The 18,454-nt window shown below is 49.3% G+C and carries 15 protein-coding genes; 8 read left to right on the top strand and 7 right to left on the bottom strand.

What is annotated here, in order from left to right:
• Positions 1-97 precede the first annotated feature (97 nt).
• From MHN33_RS04190 to MHN33_RS04175, 4 genes are all read left to right on the top strand, one after another.
• On the top strand, positions 98-2,734 hold the full coding sequence (locus tag MHN33_RS04190) for a TonB-dependent receptor (RefSeq protein WP_239396025.1): 2,637 nt from the start codon (positions 98-100) through the stop codon (positions 2,732-2,734).
• Between the two features lie 92 nt (positions 2,735-2,826).
• A complete protein-coding gene (locus MHN33_RS04185; RefSeq protein WP_239396006.1) occupies positions 2,827-3,651 on the top strand; it encodes a transporter substrate-binding domain-containing protein in 825 nt (274 codons plus the stop codon).
• A gap of 27 nt (positions 3,652-3,678) precedes the next feature.
• Entirely contained in the window at positions 3,679-3,939 is a 261-nt protein-coding gene (locus tag MHN33_RS04180; RefSeq protein ID WP_239396004.1) for a hypothetical protein, read from the top strand.
• A gap of 47 nt (positions 3,940-3,986) precedes the next feature.
• Complete coding sequence (locus MHN33_RS04175) at positions 3,987-5,204, top strand: Nramp family divalent metal transporter (RefSeq protein ID WP_239396002.1); 1,218 nt, start codon at positions 3,987-3,989, stop codon at positions 5,202-5,204.
• Positions 5,205-5,282: 78 nt separating this feature from the next.
• On the opposite strand, the gene MHN33_RS04170 is transcribed toward MHN33_RS04175, so the two are convergent.
• The 3 genes from MHN33_RS04170 to MHN33_RS04160 all read right to left on the bottom strand — a co-directional run bounded on the left by MHN33_RS04170 (position 5,283) and on the right by MHN33_RS04160 (position 9,564).
• A complete protein-coding gene (locus tag MHN33_RS04170; protein ID WP_239395991.1) occupies positions 5,283-5,519 on the bottom strand; it encodes a hypothetical protein in 237 nt (78 codons plus the stop codon).
• Between the two features lie 133 nt (positions 5,520-5,652).
• A complete protein-coding gene (locus MHN33_RS04165; RefSeq protein WP_239395989.1) occupies positions 5,653-7,503 on the bottom strand; it encodes a peptidase S41 in 1,851 nt (616 codons plus the stop codon).
• A 72-nt stretch (positions 7,504-7,575) separates the two neighbouring features.
• Positions 7,576-9,564 (bottom strand): winged helix-turn-helix domain-containing protein, encoded by a 1,989-nt coding sequence (locus tag MHN33_RS04160; RefSeq protein WP_239395987.1) that lies wholly within the window; start codon positions 9,562-9,564, stop codon positions 7,576-7,578.
• Between the two features lie 219 nt (positions 9,565-9,783).
• Between MHN33_RS04160 and MHN33_RS04155 the strand changes: the two genes are divergently transcribed.
• Positions 9,784-10,917, top strand: coding sequence for an alpha/beta hydrolase-fold protein (locus MHN33_RS04155; protein WP_239395977.1), 1,134 nt, complete (start codon positions 9,784-9,786; stop codon positions 10,915-10,917).
• 64 nt (positions 10,918-10,981) lie between these two features.
• On the opposite strand, the gene MHN33_RS04150 is transcribed toward MHN33_RS04155, so the two are convergent.
• The 4 genes from MHN33_RS04150 to MHN33_RS04135 all read right to left on the bottom strand — a co-directional run bounded on the left by MHN33_RS04150 (position 10,982) and on the right by MHN33_RS04135 (position 13,982).
• On the bottom strand, positions 10,982-11,827 hold the full coding sequence (locus MHN33_RS04150) for an acyl-CoA thioester hydrolase/BAAT C-terminal domain-containing protein (protein WP_239395975.1): 846 nt from the start codon (positions 11,825-11,827) through the stop codon (positions 10,982-10,984).
• Between the two features lie 50 nt (positions 11,828-11,877).
• On the bottom strand, positions 11,878-12,579 hold the full coding sequence (locus tag MHN33_RS04145) for a LytTR family DNA-binding domain-containing protein (protein ID WP_239395973.1): 702 nt from the start codon (positions 12,577-12,579) through the stop codon (positions 11,878-11,880).
• Entirely contained in the window at positions 12,573-13,586 is a 1,014-nt protein-coding gene (locus tag MHN33_RS04140; protein ID WP_239395971.1) for a histidine kinase, read from the bottom strand. Before MHN33_RS04140 ends, MHN33_RS04145 begins: the two co-directional genes overlap by 7 nt.
• Before the next feature lie 135 nt (positions 13,587-13,721).
• Positions 13,722-13,982, bottom strand: coding sequence for a RebB family R body protein (locus MHN33_RS04135; protein WP_239395969.1), 261 nt, complete (start codon positions 13,980-13,982; stop codon positions 13,722-13,724).
• Positions 13,983-14,185: 203 nt separating this feature from the next.
• On the opposite strand from MHN33_RS04135, the gene MHN33_RS04130 reads away from it, so the two are divergent.
• From MHN33_RS04130 to MHN33_RS04120, 3 genes are all read left to right on the top strand, one after another.
• Positions 14,186-14,869, top strand: coding sequence for a response regulator transcription factor (locus MHN33_RS04130; RefSeq protein ID WP_239395967.1), 684 nt, complete (start codon positions 14,186-14,188; stop codon positions 14,867-14,869).
• On the top strand, positions 14,866-16,209 hold the full coding sequence (locus MHN33_RS04125) for a sensor histidine kinase (protein WP_239395965.1): 1,344 nt from the start codon (positions 14,866-14,868) through the stop codon (positions 16,207-16,209). Before MHN33_RS04130 ends, MHN33_RS04125 begins: the two co-directional genes overlap by 4 nt.
• 86 nt (positions 16,210-16,295) lie before the next feature.
• On the top strand, positions 16,296-18,440 hold the full coding sequence (locus MHN33_RS04120) for a TonB-dependent receptor (RefSeq protein WP_239395955.1): 2,145 nt from the start codon (positions 16,296-16,298) through the stop codon (positions 18,438-18,440).
• The last annotated feature ends 14 nt before the right edge of the window (positions 18,441-18,454 follow it).

Below are 18,454 nucleotides of genomic sequence, written 5' to 3'. Positions count from 1 at the left end.
TATGATTAAAACAGCAATATTAAAATGCTGTGGGAGTGACACTCCAGGGACACATAGCACTTGAGACGTTTACCGAAAGAAACAACAAGGTGAAATCATGTGCAACTCCCCGCTCAGAGCCCAGTCTTTGCAATTGCGGACTCTGCCTTTGTTACTCTGCCCGGCGTTAGTTGTTGCTGAAACACCCACTAGTGCACCAGCTGACGATCAAAGCACCATCGAAACCATCACAGTTACGGGGTCGCGGATCAAGCGCTTCATCCAGTCAGAGAGCGCCTCGCCGATTTCCAGCACAGAACTCAGTGACCTGACCGATATTGGCGCAAACAATGTCAGAGATCTGATTGAGGTTTTGCCCTTCAATGCCGGATCGCAGAACAACTCAGACAATTTATCGCAAAACTTTACCGCGGGTACCTCGAACGTCAATCTGCGGGGGCTGGGCGTGTCGTCAACCTTAGTGTTACTGAATGGGAGCCGGCAGGTCACGTCGGCGGTGGTGACCGATCAGGGGGCAAGTTTTGTCGATACCGCATCTTTGGTGCCCACTCTGGCCATCAAACGGGTCGAGATATTAAAAGACGGTGCCTCCGCCATTTATGGTTCAGATGCCGTTGCCGGGGTGGTGAATTTTATTACCCGGGACGACTTAGAGGGGAGCGAGCTGCAATACGAATATCGCACCCGCTGGAGTGATGGCGATCAGGAAGACACCAAAATTGACTTCGCCTATGGCGGGGTTGTGAGTGATACCGGACACATGTTATTTGCGGCCAGCTTTCTTGAGCGCTCCAGTTTATTACTGGACGAAGTTGACTGGTTGCAGCCAGCAACCAGTAGTTTTGGTAACCCGGGTAGTTTTGTCATTCCCTCACGTGCAGATGAAAACAACCCCAATGGTTTAACGGTGGCAGATCCGAACTGTGTTGCTAATGGTGGGATATTCTCCGAAGGGAACAACGGCAATTCGTTTTGCTTGTTTGATTTCGGTCCTCAGATCACGGCCGTACCGAACGAAGACAGGCTACAAGCCTACGTGCGCGCAACCTGGGACAGGAGCGATACCACGCGCTTATGGGCAGAATTCGGCTATGCCAGAAACAAAATAACCCGGGAAGTGTCACCCAGTTTTCCGGTACTGAACGCCCCCAGCGTACTGGCAAGTCACCCGGATAACCCCTTTGGTGAGGACGTCTTCTTTCTTGGTCGGCCTTACGGGGTAGGCAAACCAACCGAAATCAACTATTACGACCACACGACCTCGCGCTTTGCCTTTGGTGGCGATGGTGAAATAACCGAAGGTATTTACTGGCAGTTTTCTTTTGTTGCGGCTGCGAACGACGCCATACTGAACCCAAGAGACGTCATTACCGATAACTTTCAGGCCGCATTGCATGGCTTAGGAGGGAGCAAATGCAGTGGCACGACAGTGGCCGAGGCCGGGCAAGGGGAGTGCTATTACTTTAACCCCTTTGATCCGCAGGACCCGGACAATGAGCTGCTCAGAGACTTTATTATTGGTGACTATCTGGGTGACGCTGAATCGGAAATTCGTGTTTATGAAGCCGTGATCACCGGTGAGTCGTTGTTTGAAGCGGGCGGTGGTGATGTCGGCTACGCGCTCGGTGTTCAGTACCGCGATGAGTCCATTAATAATGTTTATGACTCTTTAACTCAGCAAGACAGCTTTGCCTTTCTCATTGGTAATCAGAATTTTTACGGGGAGCGCGATGTAAAAGCCGTGTTTGCCGAGGTGCTGGTGCCGCTGACACTCGATTTAGAAATAGGTGCGGCATTGCGCTATGAGGATTATGGCGAGTTTGGTGGTGATACCACTAACCCTAAGGTCTCGTTTTTATGGCTGGCAAGCGAGCGGTTTTCTATTCGGGGCTCTTACAGCACGTCATTCCGGGCACCTTCGGTTCATCAGTTGCAGGGGGTACAGACCAACTTTGCCAACATCACAGATCCCGAAGATGGCTCGACTACGTTTGGTGGTAACCGAACCGTCGGCGATCCTAACCTGGTCCCGGAGACCTCACAGGCGGTGAATCTTGGCTTGTCTTTCTCACTGGATGAGCTTGCTGTGGATCTGGATTACTGGGACTTTTCTTTTGAAGACGTACTGACCCGTGAAAGCCACCAGGCTGTGGTCAACGCCAACCCCAATGACCCAAGCCGGGTGATCCGCACATCAGCCGGTACTATCTCAATTGTGAACACCAAATTCATCAACGCCGAAGCCATTGATACGTCCGGGCTGGATATCAGCGCAACAACCGTTTATCGCACTGATATGGGAGATTTCAGGCCGCAACTTAAGGCTGCTTATTTGTTGAGTTATGACCTCATGGATACATCCGGCAACACCAGCGACGGGCTGGGCAAGCTTAACCGGAACACGGTCGGTAATCCTGCCCCGCGGTTACGAGGCAGCATTGGCATGAACTGGTCAGACGGCGAGCACAGTGTCAATATTTATATTCGTCATGTTGCCAGCTATGAAAACGACGTCAGCGGCGAATCTATCAGCTCGTTCAACACCATTGATTTGCAATACAGCATCAATCTGGGCGACCTGGTGAAGGAGGATTCAGAAACCCGGCTTATTGCTGGCATCGTCAATGCTACCGACGAAGATCCGCCTTATGTCAGCATTGCGGGTAGCTACGACCCCAGAACGGGTGACCCCCGAGGGCGTCGCGCCTATATTAAAGTGCAATTGAGTTTCTGAACTATGGCTAGTAATTTGTTGCATGCTCAGTTTGTATCTGAATGCGCAAAAGCGTTTGCCCAGTCCCTGCCCAGGCTGACTGGAGAAGCGTCATGACGGTTTGGCGCGGGTTGTTATTTAGCCTGGCGGCGTTTTGTTTGCTAGGTGCGAGCACACCCCAAGAGCGGGTTATCAAGTTGGTTACGCTTGAGTATCCCCCTTATGAATTTCAGGGGAAAAATGGTCCCAGTGGCATTGCGGTGGAGCTGGTACGCGAGGTATTCAGGCGGTTGGAGCAGCCCTATAGCATCGACATTCTTCCCTGGGGCAGAGCGATTAGAGAAGTTGAAATTGGACGCTATGATGGCATATTCACCATTTATAAAACCCCCCAGAGACTGACATCCCTGGACTATTCGGATGAGGTCCTGATTGAGCAGTCTATTGCTCTGTTCACGCTGAGAAAAAATAATATCCACTTTGATGGTCGGCTTAACTCATTGGCGCCTTATCGCATTGGGGTTATGCATAAAGTGAGCTATGGCACAGAAATCGACACGGCGCTAAAAAGAGGTGTGTTTGAAAACGTTGTCACGACAGATACGGGCCGGCGGAGCTTTGAGTTGCTGCTTGCTGACAGAGTGGAAGTGGTGGTGATCAACCGACTCGGTGCCCTTGAGATCATTAAGCAGCTCGGCATAGAAGACTTGGTTGCCGAAGTGCCCAGTTATCGCTACGAGATACCCAGTTATATTGCGTTTTCGAAGGTCCGCACGCTGGATAAAACCAGGCTGGAGGTGGAGCAGGTGCTGCGGGAAATAAAAAAAGACGGCACTTATGACAAGATACTGCAAGAGTACCTCAAACACTATAACAAGGAGCAGTCCATCTACGACACATCGCCACAAACTGATAAAGCGATTGAAGAGCGCTCTTAAAGCTGCGCAACAAAGAGGCTGAGTAGCATGAAACTCAAAATAAAGCCCAGACTGGTCTTGTTGTCACGGATCCCCGTGATCATCATTTCCTCCGTGGTGACCTTAATCACCTACCTGGAAGCGAAAAAACTCAACGAGGTGCAGGTTGAGTTAAGCCGTAAAGAAATGATGCGCATGAAACGCGTGGAACTAAAAGCCTATCTGGAAATTGCCAAAACGGCCCTGACGCCCTTAATGCAGGAAGATCAACCTCAGTCAGAGGCCATTGTGAATCGTTTCAAAATTTAATTGGGAGCAAAGTGAATGCCACTGCATCGGTTAGGAAAGCGTGAGTCATGCTAAAGATATTTCAAAACCTGGGACCTGGCGTTATTGTGACCGCAGCCTTTATCGGCCCGGGCACGATCACGGCCTGTACACTGGCAGGTGCTCAGTTTGGTTATGCGTTGTTATGGGCGCTGGTATTTGCAACCCTGGCGACCATTATTTTACAGGAAATGTCGGCCCGGGTCGGGATAGTCACACAGCAAGGGCTTGGCGCCGTGATCCATCAGTCTTTGCAGGATTCTGTGTGGAAATGGCCATTATTTGCTCTGATCATTGTGGCCATTTGTATTGGCAATGCGGCCTATGAGGCGGGTAATCTGGTGGGTGCCGCACTGGGCATTGAGGCGATCACTTCGCCCGGAAAGTGGGTTTTTCGCAGCTCTATCATTGCGTTAACGGCCCTGGGGGCGGTGATTTTAATACTCGGAACCTATAAGCAAATTGAGCGTATTCTGATAGCGCTGGTGTCTGTCATGGCGCTGGCATTTGTCGTCACCTTTTTCCTGGTAGACCCGGATTTAACCGCCTTACTTAAAGGGATGGTGACCCCTCAGTTGCCCGAAGGCTCTTTGCTGACGGTCATTGCATTGATTGGTACAACTGTGGTGCCTTATAACTTGTTTTTACATGCCTCGGCGGCAAAGGCACACTGGACTGAATCGGATGATATTCCGCAGGCGCGTGCAGACACCGCAATTTCCATTGGCCTGGGTGGCCTTATCGCCATTTTGGTGACCTCTACGGCTGCGGCCAGTATCTTTTCACTGGGGTTGAGCGTGAATAATGCCGTTGATATGGCCCAGGTTTTTGAGCCGCTGTTTGGCAGTTTGTCTAAGTATCTGCTGGGCGTGGGTTTGTTTGCCGCGGGTCTGAGTAGTGTGATCACCGCACCGCTGGCCACCAGTTATGTGGTGACAGAGTTATTGCAGCTGGACACCGAAGTGGACGCCAGGCCGTTTCGGTTTATCAGCGTCACCATTATTGTAATCGGGGCGGTGTTATCTATGGCCAATATCAAGCCGATAGAAATTATCTTGCTGGCCCAGTTTGCCAACGGTCTGCTGTTGCCCATCATCGCCGCTTTTCTGCTCTATGTAATGAACAATAAACGCATGCTGGGCAAATACTCAAATACGCTGGTGTCCAACATTTTAGGCTTTTCCGTGCTTATTTTAACCGCCATGCTGGGGATCCGGCTGGTAGCCAAATCTCTGGGCTGGATCTGATGCGCAGCAAAGTATCCAAGGGGGATATAAAAGCTGAAGCGCCATACCCGCTCCAGCCTCATTTAATTTGTGATGATATCAACCGGGATTACTCGGGTTCTTGGTTTTCCTTGAATGGAATATGGCCAGGGCAATATACATACAGGCTGCATAGATATTGATAAATGGGAGCAAGGCAACGAGGACCGCAACGGCTTTGCTGTACTGATATTTATAAGCAACCAGTAAATTAACTCCCAGACACAGGCACAGCTGTAACACAAGCACCGTGGGGGCTAATGGCAGGTCGCCATTTCTTAGCATCTCTAACATCATTTAAGTCCTTTTAATCGTGAAATACGCCGTATACAGGTTAGTTTGCGTTTCATTGATTGTAAATAAGGGTCCTTTTGGGCCCGGCTCAGTCAGGCCCAAAAGGTACTGTGCGCAGTGAGTTTATGATGGTGAATTACTTTAACTGAGCTTTTAAATAATCGACGGCGGCTTCTAACTGGTTATCTCTTTGTGCTCTGATGCTTTCAATGGTTCTGGGCACCCAGATATCAATTTCAACCCCTGCGTTGATCAAGGGATCGCCGTTAAGCCGGTTAGCGAGCATATTGGTAAAGGTGAATAGGTTATCCCGTGCCATACTTGCCGATAAATCAAAGAAATCAGCGTTAAAAATTTCCCCATTGATACCCGAAGTAGATTCTCCGAGTACTTTTATGCCACCACTGCGGGCAAACACCAGTGCATGCTCACTCTGGCTCTGGCTTTCCCGAGATGCCAACGCAATTGCCGGAATGTTCAGTGCGTCCTGTGCGACAAGGATTGTCTGTGTAAGACTTTGTATTTGCACGTCACTTTGGTTGGGCGCACCTTGCCAGTAATGGGCGAGTGTATTATTGACGGCGTCTCGTTGAATAAACCAGCTGAGTACGCCCTGCCATCCTTGCCAGCTGGTCGGGTACTGGCGCATATCCAGTACCACGGCTTTGGCATCTGTTAGCTGAGCACGCAATGAGCTAAGGTTTTGCTGTTCGACTTGATAAACGTTGATACGATAAATATTGCCACCCAGGTGTTCCAGTACCTCTGAGCCTATGGGGACATATCTCATACCATTAAACTTGAGCGGATTATCGCGCTTAAGCGGGATAACGGTTTGCTGAATTTCACTGCCGTCTGGCTTTTTGATCTGGTAGCGAATAGGGGTTTCTGAGGTTTGGTATAAATGCCAGCGTGCAGCCCAATTTAAGCGGTGTAGCTGGTTGCGAAACGAGTCAGCTGCGCGACTTTGCAGATAGGTCTGCACGGGTTCTTCATCGATTGAGAGGACCTCGTCACCAATCTCGATATCCGAGCGATTGTTTTGCTCCGTGCGTGTGATAATGGCTTTTCCTTCGACTATCTCAAATAAGAAGGGCATATAATAGTCAAAAGGTGGTAACTCCGGGTCAGGCAACACAATGCTGAGGTGATTGTCATTTAGTTTTGTAAACTCAGTATAAATCAGCGCGTTTCGCTGAGTCAGGACCGGCTCAGTACAGGCGTTCAGTAAGGGTTTAAGGCTCTGCGTCCAGTTGATTTCGACCTGCTGAAAATAAGGCCAGAAGTGCTGGATCATGGCCCACATCCCAGAGACGGTTGCCATGCATATTTCCGGCTGCCTGAAATCACTCGTCAGCTGCCAGCGCCCCAGCCGGGAGAAGGTATCGCCCGCAAGTTGAGTCTGCGTTGGCAGGTATAATGGGAGATAAACGGATTGCCCGGCATAGTTTAAGTTGATATGGCGGTTGCTGGGTAAATACGCCTGGCTGCTTAGCGAACCGTAGCTGTCCTCGAGCAAGTTTCTCCTATAGGTCACCTGGGAGAAGGGCGCGTTTTGCCGCCAGGCTGCAACCTGTGTTTGTTGATTAATCGTGGGTAACTGGTCCTGCCTGGTTACCAGGTAAGGCGCAATCTGCCGCAATAGTTCAATGCCCTTATTGGTTCTTGCGCTATCTTCGGTTTGACTTAATTCAACAATACTTTCAGCAATAAAAAGTGGCCAGTCTGATGTCTGTACCGATTTTGATGGGTAAAAGTATTGTACTGAATGAGCGAGTGTGACGAAGTCCTCTACGTCCTCGATGAGTGTGTCATCAAAGACCACATCCGGGCGTGCCCGAGGAGAGTTAGGTAGTTGGCTCGTTTCTGGCGGGGCAACGGGGCTGGAGCTTACAGCTTGACTACTTTGTATGTCATTGTCTCCACTGCCGCTGCCACACGCAACCAGACAGAGGCTGAGCCAGATAAAAATGAGCTGATTTCGCATTAGACCTTTTCCTTGTTTTTATCGTTATCAGGTACGAAATTGGCGTTAATTTGTGCACATGTAAACCTGCGTCTAGAATGTGAGCCGTGAAAGCATCAGATCGCTGTCGGTATTTTGCCAGTGGGAATAATAATAGATAAAGGCGTTTTGCTCGCTGTAAAAAGCGCTGCTAACAAACTGAGCGGACTCGGGCAGCGGCTGCTGAGACAGCAGATTGAGGTGGTGGTCGAACTCAAGCAGGCGCTGAGCACCCGGTGTCGCAATCTGTACCAGGATACGCTCACCGACACTGAAGGCATGGCGTATTTTTCCGCTATCGGGTTGCCAGCTCACTCCGGTGGAGGTTCTGAGGGTATTGCCCTGCCAGCCAATGTTGTGCGCCTTGCTTGCATAGATAAAGTGATCTGAGCCCGATAATAATTCTGTTTCGCCCGAATCGATGTGGTATTTCACTGTACTTGCCTGCGCGGCATGGGTTAGATAGAGCACGCCGGAACCCGATAAGTCAGCTGTCTGCCAGTATTCAACCCTGGTGATTGGCTGAGCCAATGGTAAGGCCATAAGCTGACGAGTCGCGATGTTAAACTGATACACTTTTTTGTCCGCTGCAAATACCAGTTGCTGTGCATCCGGGCGCCAGATAGCGCGAGATATAAAATCTTCCCGCCCAGGGTTGTTAAAAATCACCTCGGGTTGACTGCTCTGAACTGTCAGATAAAGCTGCGGGTAACCGCTGCGATTCGAAACGAATACCACACTGCGGCCAGTGGGTGAAACAGAGGCGAGGTAGTCTTCATACTTACTGTCTATTAGCGCTGCGCCCGGGGTTTGGCTGCTGAACACGTCAATGGTTTGATGAGCCCGGCTGGTGAGGAGTTTGTCCTGGTACAGGTTTGCATCCAAAATGCCTGCCGACAGAGCGTGCTTAATGGCGACAAGCTGGTTATTCGCTTCTAATGCGAATAGTGCGGGCTTTAAGCTGTCCAGCAATAGCAGGCGTTCATGATACGAAGACCAGGCCAGTTTATAGCGCCCGTTAAGTTCAGCGTTAACAACAGAAACGGTCTGTGGATCGGGCTCAACTTTAAGCAGCTTGTTGACTTTTTTATTTTCAAACAATGATACATAAAGGCCTTGATGCGTTGCAGCAAGGTCGACGATATCGTGTGCTGCGGGCAGGGTCATCAGCGTTTTTAGCTCAAAACTGATTAAGTCCAGCTGCATGATAACATTTTGTTTTGTGTCGGTTTGCGCGCTATCCGGATGAGCCGCAACAAAGTAGATGGCCGAGTCTGGCCCTTTGTGCAGGTGCCTGATGCTGCGTAGGTGTCTGGTCGCGGGCAGGCTGTGCAGTGGTTGAATACCGGATTGTTTTAGCTGGACTCTGATCAGCTGGCCTTCTTCAGAGTCTGCCTGTGCAACCAGCAGTTGCGTATTCGTCACCCAGGTAAAGTCGCGGATCTGTAGGTCGGACAACAGCAGGTCCTGGCCCGGACTTTCGAGTTGTCGTATGACTAATTCCGTTTGCTTATTTGCGCTTTGGCGTAAAAAAGCAATGGTCTCGCCGTCGGGTGAAAACTGGCCGTTAAATTCTGCCAAAGAGGTAAAGGTGAACGCCTGAGTGTCAGAGAGTGTAGGGGGTGACCTGAAAAAAATATAAGCAATAATAACAAATAATAAGAAGAACATGCCAAGTGCAGATAGCAAGGCTTTGGCGGGCTTTTTAGTGTGGGGTTGGGGCTTTGAAATAGCCGCTTCTAAACTGTAGCCCTGTTTGGCATGTGTAAAGATGATTTCGGGCGACTTGCTTTTGTCTCTGAGTGCTTTTCTTAGCAGTGCAATCAGGCGCTGCAATGAGCTGGGTGAAAAAACGCGACCTGGCCAGATAGCTTCATGCAGGATTTCTTGTGCAATCACCGTATTGGGCTGTCCGGCAAGCACACATAACAGGGCCATCGCTTTTGGTTCCAGCGAATTTATCCCGTCCGGGTGCTGCACCTGATTACGCTGGGGGTCAATTATTATGTTGTTGATTACAAAAGCGTGCGTTAATTTTTCCATACTTAACTTGTTGAATTATATGGCCTAAGAAATTCCTAAGATAAAAATTAGGACGATTACATCGCCTTCATTGGGTGTTTTTAGTTGTATTGCTGAGTGCAGTCACCCACCTGGATACCACACAGACAATTTGTCGCTCATATGAGTAAACCTATGAGTGTACCCATGTGGGGCGTATTTAAGCGCTTTTAAATAATAAATACAATGGAGTAAATAAAAATGAAGTTAGCCTGGCTATTCGCACTGTTATGTTTGCCACACTTATCCTGGGGCAATGAAAGGGAGGTTGAGATTGAGCTGGCCTCAGCGGTGTTTAAAGAAACACGTAAGGTACATATTTCGTTACCTGTGGGCTATTTTAATCTGGAGAACAAAGCACGACGCTTTCCCGTGTTATACCTGACGGATGCCCGAAGTCAGATGGACCATGCCGCCAGTATGATCCATTACTTGCAAGGTGGTATCTCCGAAATGATAGTGGTGGGTATTGAGACGCCATTACGCAGTCGGGATTTGAGTCCGTATACAGAAGACGGTCAGGTTATTACCGACCCGGCGGATCACTCGCTGCTGAGCTTTATTCGCACTGAGGTGAAGCCGCTGGTCGAGCAGCGTTATCGGACCAACTCGTTCAGTCTGCTCAGCGGTCATTCTCTGGGAGGGCTGTTTACCTTGTACACTATGTTGTCGGCTCCTGAGCTATTTGATGTGTATATAGCTTTATCGCCGGCGATGGGCTGGGGCAGTGGTAATATATTGCCATTCATTGAGCAGCGTCCGGGTCGTTTAAAACTGGACAAAACGCTGATCATCTCAACAGAAGCGGATACCCCGTTTGAAAAGCAGATCCCAAACTTTATCCGGCTCAGAAAGAACCTGGATGCACATGCCGGACCTAAACTTAACTGGCATGCCGACCTGTATGAAGCAGAGGATCATATGACCATTGCCCATATTGGCCTCTATGATGCCGTGCGCTATATATTTCGAAACTGGTGGATCACCGGTGAGCAGATCAAAGGCAAAAAACACCAGTTTGATGCACATTATCAGGGGCTGTCAGCGCGTCTTGGTTATGAGGTCGTGCCTGAATTTAATGAGCTCTGGGGGCTGAGCAACTATTTGGTTATGAAAGAGTATATTGAAGAGGCCGAATATATCGTCAATAAATGGATAGCCTATTATCCGACTACCGCAGAGCCTTACGGCATGTTGAGCCGGGTATTGATGGCCAAGGAGGCGCCACAACAGGCAATGGAAGCGGTGAACAAAGCGATATCTTTATCTGTGGATGATGCGTCTCAGCTGGCCTGGCTGCACAAGCAAAAGCAGACAATTCAACAAGCCTTGTAATTCAACCCAGCCGCCAGTTACTCAGTGCCTACCGGTAACTGGCGGCTGCTGCCTCAAAGTGTGGTTACTGGCACTGTTTAACCAGTGTATTGGTTAAGAACTGATTGACCTGAGCCTGCGTTTCACGGTTAAAACTGTAGTGGCCGCCAGGTAACTCTATATGATCATATGGATAGGCAAAATCAGCCTGTTGCAGGGAGTCGATGATGTTGTTTGCCATCCTATGAGATGGCCAGATCTCATCCTGCTTGGCTGAGACCAGCAATACTGGGCCATTGGTTTTTTCTACCGGGATCCGGGCGGCATTAAGGGTACTGGCCGCTGCATTTTCAAGTGCGTTTTTGAATGCTGGTGTATATATGCCGGTGACTACCCCTTTTTGCATTGGCCAGGAAATCAGCGGCGCATCAACATAGGGTAAAGGAGTTTGCTTAAGCTGCCAGCCTGGCTGTGAGGAAAAGGTTTTTACCGCGTTCCAGCTAACATGGCTGGGCATGACCGCTACCGCATGGTTAATGTGCTCAAAGTGCGCAGCCAGCAGCAGCGCCAGCTCCGCACCTTTGGAAAAACCGTACACCGTAATGCAATTTGAGTTGATCCTGGGGTCGTTTGCCAGCTTGCTGATTCGTGTGGCAATGTCATCAAGCGACAGCGAAATTTGTCTCGAAGGCGTGCCCGGTGTACCAAAATAGGCGAGCGACGCAACAGACATACCGTGTTTATGAAAGCTATCCAGCAGGGGCTGAAAATGGGGTTTCGCCAGGGTATTACCGCCTTCGCTGCCACCAAGCAGCACAACCAGCGGGTGTGCCTGATCGTCATCAATAAAATGGCGCTTCACATCGGGGTCCATGGCTGAATTGCAGGCACTAAGCAGCCCTGCCAGCAGGATCGGCATTATGTTTTTCATATCAGTTTCCTTTGTTTTTTTATTGTTTGGGCGAGCCGCAGGACTCGGTGTTAAATCTGTAGTTTTTGCCTCAGCAGCTTTGCACCACTGCGACTGCTGATCACCTGTTGCCCACTGTGTGCCAGTTTGATCAGGTACCCCCCGGTAACCCAGCGCTCCAGTGTGCTTATTTTCAGGTGGTTGACAATGGCGTTACGGTGAATACGCAGAAACACATCGGGCAGCGTGGCCATGAGCTCTTCAAGCGTCAGATCTATGGGGTAAGTGTGTGTGGCGCTGTATGCGATGGCATGGCCGTGTTCCAGCTTGATGACTTCAATCTGGCTGGCTTCAATACGCGTTACCTTATCGCCGACTTTGCTGGTCAGCACTAATGGCTCAGTGCCGGGCATGCCTTGTGCGGCAACCCGCGACAGTGCCAGGGCTAGTCGTTCATTGGTATAGGGCTTGAGCAAGTAGTCCGTTGCGCCGAGTGTAAACGCATCAACGGCAAATTCACTGTAGGCTGTGGTAAAGATGATCTGGCCTTTAAATCCGGCTGCACCTAACTTCTGGCTCAGTTGCACACCGTTCAGTCCCGGCAGATTAATATCAAGAAAGACCAGGTCAATTTGATGTTGACCGAAACACGATAAAAATATCGCAGGGTCCTCGCCATGATAGACAAGCTGGTAGTGACACAGCTGACTCAGCTGCGTTTTAAGTTTTTGTAATGCCGGCAGTTCATCTTCGATAATGGCGATATTCAGCATTGTTGTTCCTTCAGCACAAACAGTGCTTTGGCGCCACCATTGGGCAAGTTAGAGAGCGTCAGTTCAGCATTGGCCTCCAGCTTGAGTCGGGAGCGGGTAATCGCCAGGCCCAGGCCTGCTTGCGCATCACCCGCCAACACAGACTCGGGAAAGCCCACACCATTGTCAGTGACTGAAATAGATGCTAATCCCTGCTCAAGGCGGGCTTGAATGGTGATGCACAGCGGGCGCTGCTGAGCATGTTTGATGGCATTTTCAATGAGCGGCTGGATCACCATAGCAGGTAAGGTAACACCGAGCAGCGTTTCGTCGACCCTGAACTCGATTTGCAAATTTTCACCAAACCGGCACTGTTCGATCTCACACCATTTATGAAGTGTTATGAGCTCATCGGACAGATTAACCGCGGGCGACTCGGTACGCCCTGATGTGGTATGCCTGAGTGAGTAGCGCAGAATAGCCGACAGGTTATGAACCAGCGTTTCGGCTTGCGCCGGGCGAGACGAGGTCAGTGCAGCAATGGTGTTTAAACTGTTAAACAAAAAGTGTGGGTTAAGCTGGCTGTGGAGTAACCTGAGCTCTGCCTGCTGGCGTAGTAACTGCTCATCTTTGAGGTGCTTTTGCGTAAGGTAAAACTTTGTCAGCACAAAAATACCGCTACTCCATGGCAGAGCAATGAACAGCGCTTCTGCTAATTCCAGGGCGCGGATCTCGAGCAGCTGAGCGCGTAGCGCCCCAAATACCAAAGTGCCAGAAACTATAGCCAAATAAAGCAGGCCATATTGCGCAACCCAGTGTGAAATTGCTACGCGTCGTATCAGTACATAACTGACGAGCATAGGCAACCAATACATAAACAGTACAGCAGCCAGTGAAGAGAAGACAATGAGGGGTGAGAGCGGCAGTGCGCGCTGCACCCAGTCGGTTAAGCTAATCGACAGGCTCACCATGGCGATGGTGGCCAGTGCCATGAACTGCTCGTTACGCTGTAAATAGATTACTGACATCTCAATCCGTTAAGTAAATGACATAAGGACAGTTTACCTTATTTGGGGAGCACTACAGTAACAAGCTGAGTGAACAGTCATTTTTCTACGGTGAATGGTTGCAAACTAATAAATAAACAAAATAACTCAGCGGTGCTAGCCGCGATTAAAAATCGTGCGTGTCGCAATGCCGGTTGATGCGGTGTCTAAGTTATACAAATTGCTCACGCCCAGGGCGACGGGAGACATGGAAAACTTTTGCGAGAGTGTTGCGCGGTGGGCTGTATTGGCGAATGCCTGGCTTGAAGCCTGCATCAAATTGCCCATTGCAACGGCCGGGGCGTCTCCAAGAACTTTGGTATTGGCCTGAGAAACTGAATCCGTGATCTGGTTGTTTACTGCGGTAGGAAATGCCATGAGTATAATCCTGTAGGGGTAGTGAGATGTCTTATTATGGTGCAGCCCTAAAATCAGCGCGATTACAGCCAATTACACTCTGTGATCATTTGCTAATTGTGCATACATCAATATTCATCAGGTGAGTACAATTTACATTTACAGTTTCAATCCTTACTATACTCACTTGCAACTGATTCTCATTATTATTTTTGGAGCCTTGTGTGGTACAAAAAATACTCTTAATTGAAGATGACAGCACATTAAGCACTTATCTGGCTGATTTATTGCGCAAGGCGGGGTATCACATCGATCAGTGCTTTGATGGTGAAAGCGGGCTTGAGGTCGCAAAGACGCAGCAACATCATCTGATCCTGCTGGATAAAATGTTACCTAAGCTTGACGGGGTCACTGTGCTACAAAAGTTACGCGCGTCGAGCCAGCAGCCGGTGATCATGGTCTCAGCTAAAGGGGCTGAAGAAGAACGAATATTGGGCCTCAGTCACGGTGCGGATGACTATGTAGCAAAGCCGTTTAATGCAACAGAATTATTGCTGAGAATTGAGCGTCTGTTAAGGCGTAGTCATGGTAGTACTGCGCCAATTATGCAGTCTGAAATTTCAGTCGACGGGCTCAGACTGACATTGCATTCACAGTTGATCACACTCCATGGCAAGCCACTGGATTTCACCCCCATTCAGTTTAAGTTATTGTGGGAATTGATGTCACAGCAAAATACCATAGTCCCCAAGTCCGATCTCTATTTGTCGGTACTGAACAAAAAGCTTGGCGCTTATGATCGCAGCCTTGATATGCATTTAAGCCGGGTACGCAGAAAGCTCAATGAGGCCAATTGGTTTGGAGAGCGGCTGCAAACTGTCCATGGACAAGGATATTGTTTTAAATGAAGCGTACATTTCTCTGGAAGCTGTGCCTGATTGTAGCGACTGGCTTGGTGGTATTTTTTTACCTGTTACACGCTCTGACATTAAAAACCGAAGAAACCATGAGCATGATAGCGAAAGCGGATCGTACTGAGCTGACGCAGTGGCGTGTAAAGTCCGAACAACTCTACATGGACAATAATACCAAGGCGTTGAACGCTTGGTTACAGCAATTGATGAGCGAAGAGTCGACCTGGGCATCGGTGGCCAGTTTCAGAGCGGTTCATCTTGCTGGTGAGCCGATAGACAAAGACATTGTTGGGACCTACCATTTTGGACGCAGCATAGAATGGAAAATTCATTTGTATTTTGCCGCTAACCCGGTGATGGAACTGCCATTTGAACACAGCAATGCCAGCTTGCTGATAAAGTTACCCAGCAGAATGCGGCCCGGCACTTACTGGGCGACAACCAAGTTTTTGCTTCAGGTTTTGATCCCGATGGCCGTGTTAGCGGTGCTGTCAGTGTTACTATATCGGCATATTATTACCCCGCTGCGCAAGCTGGACAGTGCGACGTCGGCATTTAGTCAGGGAAATTTTAAGGTCAGGCTGGGCAGGTATCTGGGCAAGCGCAATGATGAGTTTGCCCACCTTGCCGCCACATTTGATCAAATGGCGGTCAGGATTGGCGAGCTGATCGCCAGTCAGCGACAGCTCATTGCGGATTTGTCCCATGAGTTACGTACACCGCTTACCCGCCTCGATATTGCGGTCGAGAGTTTTGATGTGCAGGATGCCCAGACACACCTTGCGCGGATCGCCAGAGAGTCCGGACAGATCCGCAAACTCGTCGAAGACGCGTTGACACTGGCCTGGTTGGAGAACGAAAAACCGCTGCTCAAAAGAGAAAACGTTGACTTAGTGGATCTGCTCGATGTGCTGGTGGAAGACGCCAGATTCGAGTTTCCCAGCAGGTGTATTGTCTTCGATTCACCGACTAGCGCCTTAGTGCAAAACAGTTGTCATCGTGCGTTGTGCCCAGCCATTGAAAACGTCATTCGCAATGCACTGCGTTACACGCCGGTAGGTAAAAAGGTACAGATAACGCTGACACAGCAAGCAAAGCAGTATTGCCTTCGTATTCAGGATCAGGGACCCGGGATCCCAGAGGCCTTTATTGAGAAGGTCTTTGAACCCTTCTTCCGTGTTGATAATGCCCGGCACGCACAAAGCGATAGCTTTGGTCTGGGATTGGCGCTGGCGAAGCGACACCTGACGAGCGTGGGTGCATGTATCTCTGCGCATAATCCCGGTGCTGGAGGGCTTGTAGTTACGATAATGATTCCCATTACCCAAATGTAACAGTTGTAAAAGTGATTGATTGAGAAGTCTAAATGACAATAATTCCGATTTATACTTTTAACTGTTGTTTGACTGAGATGTAAATCATGCCATTTATCCCACATAAGAATCATTTGTTTAAGAAAAGCCTTGTAGCCTGTACGGTCGCTTTGACCGGTTTTGCAACCAATGCCCATGCTGAGATTGCAGGTGATGACACTGACAAACAGCACATAGAGCGAATAGCCGTGGTTGGTGCTACAACCAACTCTGAGATCACGCCAGAAGTGCTAGAAAATTACCAGGCGAACGATCTGGAGGATATTTTTCGTCATACCCCGTCAGTGACTGTTGGCGGGTCGTTGGGGATTGCACAAAAGATTTTTGTTCGGGGTCTGGAAGATTCCATGGTGAATGTCACTGTTGATGGTGCACCGCAAACCAGTACTTTGTTTCACCATATCGGCCGTGTCGCGATAGAGCCTGAACTGCTACGCAGCGTTGAAGTACAAGCCGGGGCCGGTGAAGCTACAGCAGGCTCTGGCGCTGTGGGGGGCGCCATACGCTTTAAAACCAAAAGTGCCGATGACTTACTCAAGGCCAGCGAACGATTTGGCGGAACAGCCAAAGCGAGCTATTTCACCAATGATGGCCACAAAGAAAGCGTGTCTTTGTACGGTAAAGTCACAGATTCGGTTGGGGTGTTGGCCTCGTATGTCACTGTCAGTCGGGATAACATGGAGGATGGTGATGGCCGGGAAATTCCGGGATCTGCTGCGGATCAGACCCTGGGGTTTGTGAAAATCAATACACAACTGACAGACACTCAGGAGCTGGTGGTCAGTTATGAACGCCGCAAAGAAGAGGGCGAGTTTGGCAAGCAAACCAACTGGGCACCACTGGAAACCGACCCTTTGTTTGCGTCCTGGGGCGAGCGCGAAACCTTGGTACTTAACCATACCTGGTATTACAGCCCCCTGGTTAATCTTGAAACCACAGTGTATCAAACCGAGTCATCGTTCAAACGTGAGTTACATACCTGGGATGCCTCTATCGAAACTACCGGCTTTGATATACGTAATACCAGCGACATTGGTACACACTCTGTCACTTATGGTATCGAGCGCAAAAACGACAAAGTTGACTCCAAATCTTATGCCGATTTTGGCGGGATCTATGATGAAGAGGGCACCGTTACCGGGCTCTATGTACAGGATCATTGGCAGCTACGAGATGACTTACTGGTAAGTTTTGGCCTGCGTCACGACAGCTATGAGCTTGATCACACGGGCATTGATGCAAACTGGGTGAAAGTCGACGGCGCCTGGGTCATCGAAAAAGATGCAAATGGCAACCCGGTGACAACCAGTAACGCATTTTCTACAAAAAAACAGGATGGGATCAGCAAAAACCTGGGGCTGGTGTATGAGCTTGCCGCACACCTTAAATTGTCGGTGGGCTATGCCGAAGCACTGCGTGGCAGACAGGTCGCGGATGCCTTTACGATAGGCGAACTGACACCTAATGAAAACCTTGCACCTGAGGAAGTCGAAAATACAGAGCTGGGTCTGCAATACAACGACGGTACCTGGCTGTTTGAAGCATCACTGTATGTGAGTACCATTGATGACGTGGTGTTTGATAAGTTTAAGGGCCGTGAAGGCGTTTTTTATGAAAACATCGGTGAGTTGCAAAGCAAAGGAGTTGAGCTGGTTGGCGGATATCAGGCTGATAACTTTGATGTAATTGTCAGCTATAACAACAATGATGTTGAACTGAATAAAGCCGTGTTTAACTGGCCAGACCCAGCAGATCCGGATTCAACTAAACCAGTCATAATCAATGGCATTGATATGGCGGCTTATGAATATGGTGGTCTGGGTAATGCGGTTGGTGACTCAGTCAATGTTAATTTTAACTACCGCCTGAATGAGCAGATTAAACTAGGCTGGAACTATCACTATGTCGCCAGTCTGGACGATATTGAAGTGTTCCATCGCTCTATGGAGCTGGGCTGGGTCACTGAGCTGGAAACCATCAGTAAGCCAAGTTATCAATTGGTTGATGCATATATCAGTTATACGCCGTTCGAAGCATTGAAAGTGGACTTGTCTGTTCAAAATCTGCTCGACGAATCATATCGCAGTCATGGCAGCGTCGCCGACTATGGTCATATCCCTGGGTATGAAAACGTGGTTGGTATCAAAGAAGCCGGTCGTGATATTCGTTTGACTCTGACCTATCAATTCTAATCTCAAACGATATC

Source organism: Pseudoalteromonas sp. OOF1S-7, assembly GCF_022347765.1.
Taxonomy (GTDB): Bacteria; Pseudomonadota; Gammaproteobacteria; order Enterobacterales; family Alteromonadaceae; genus Pseudoalteromonas.
The sequence above is the reverse complement of the archived record's forward strand: the minus strand, read 5'-3'. Positions and strand labels throughout refer to the sequence as shown.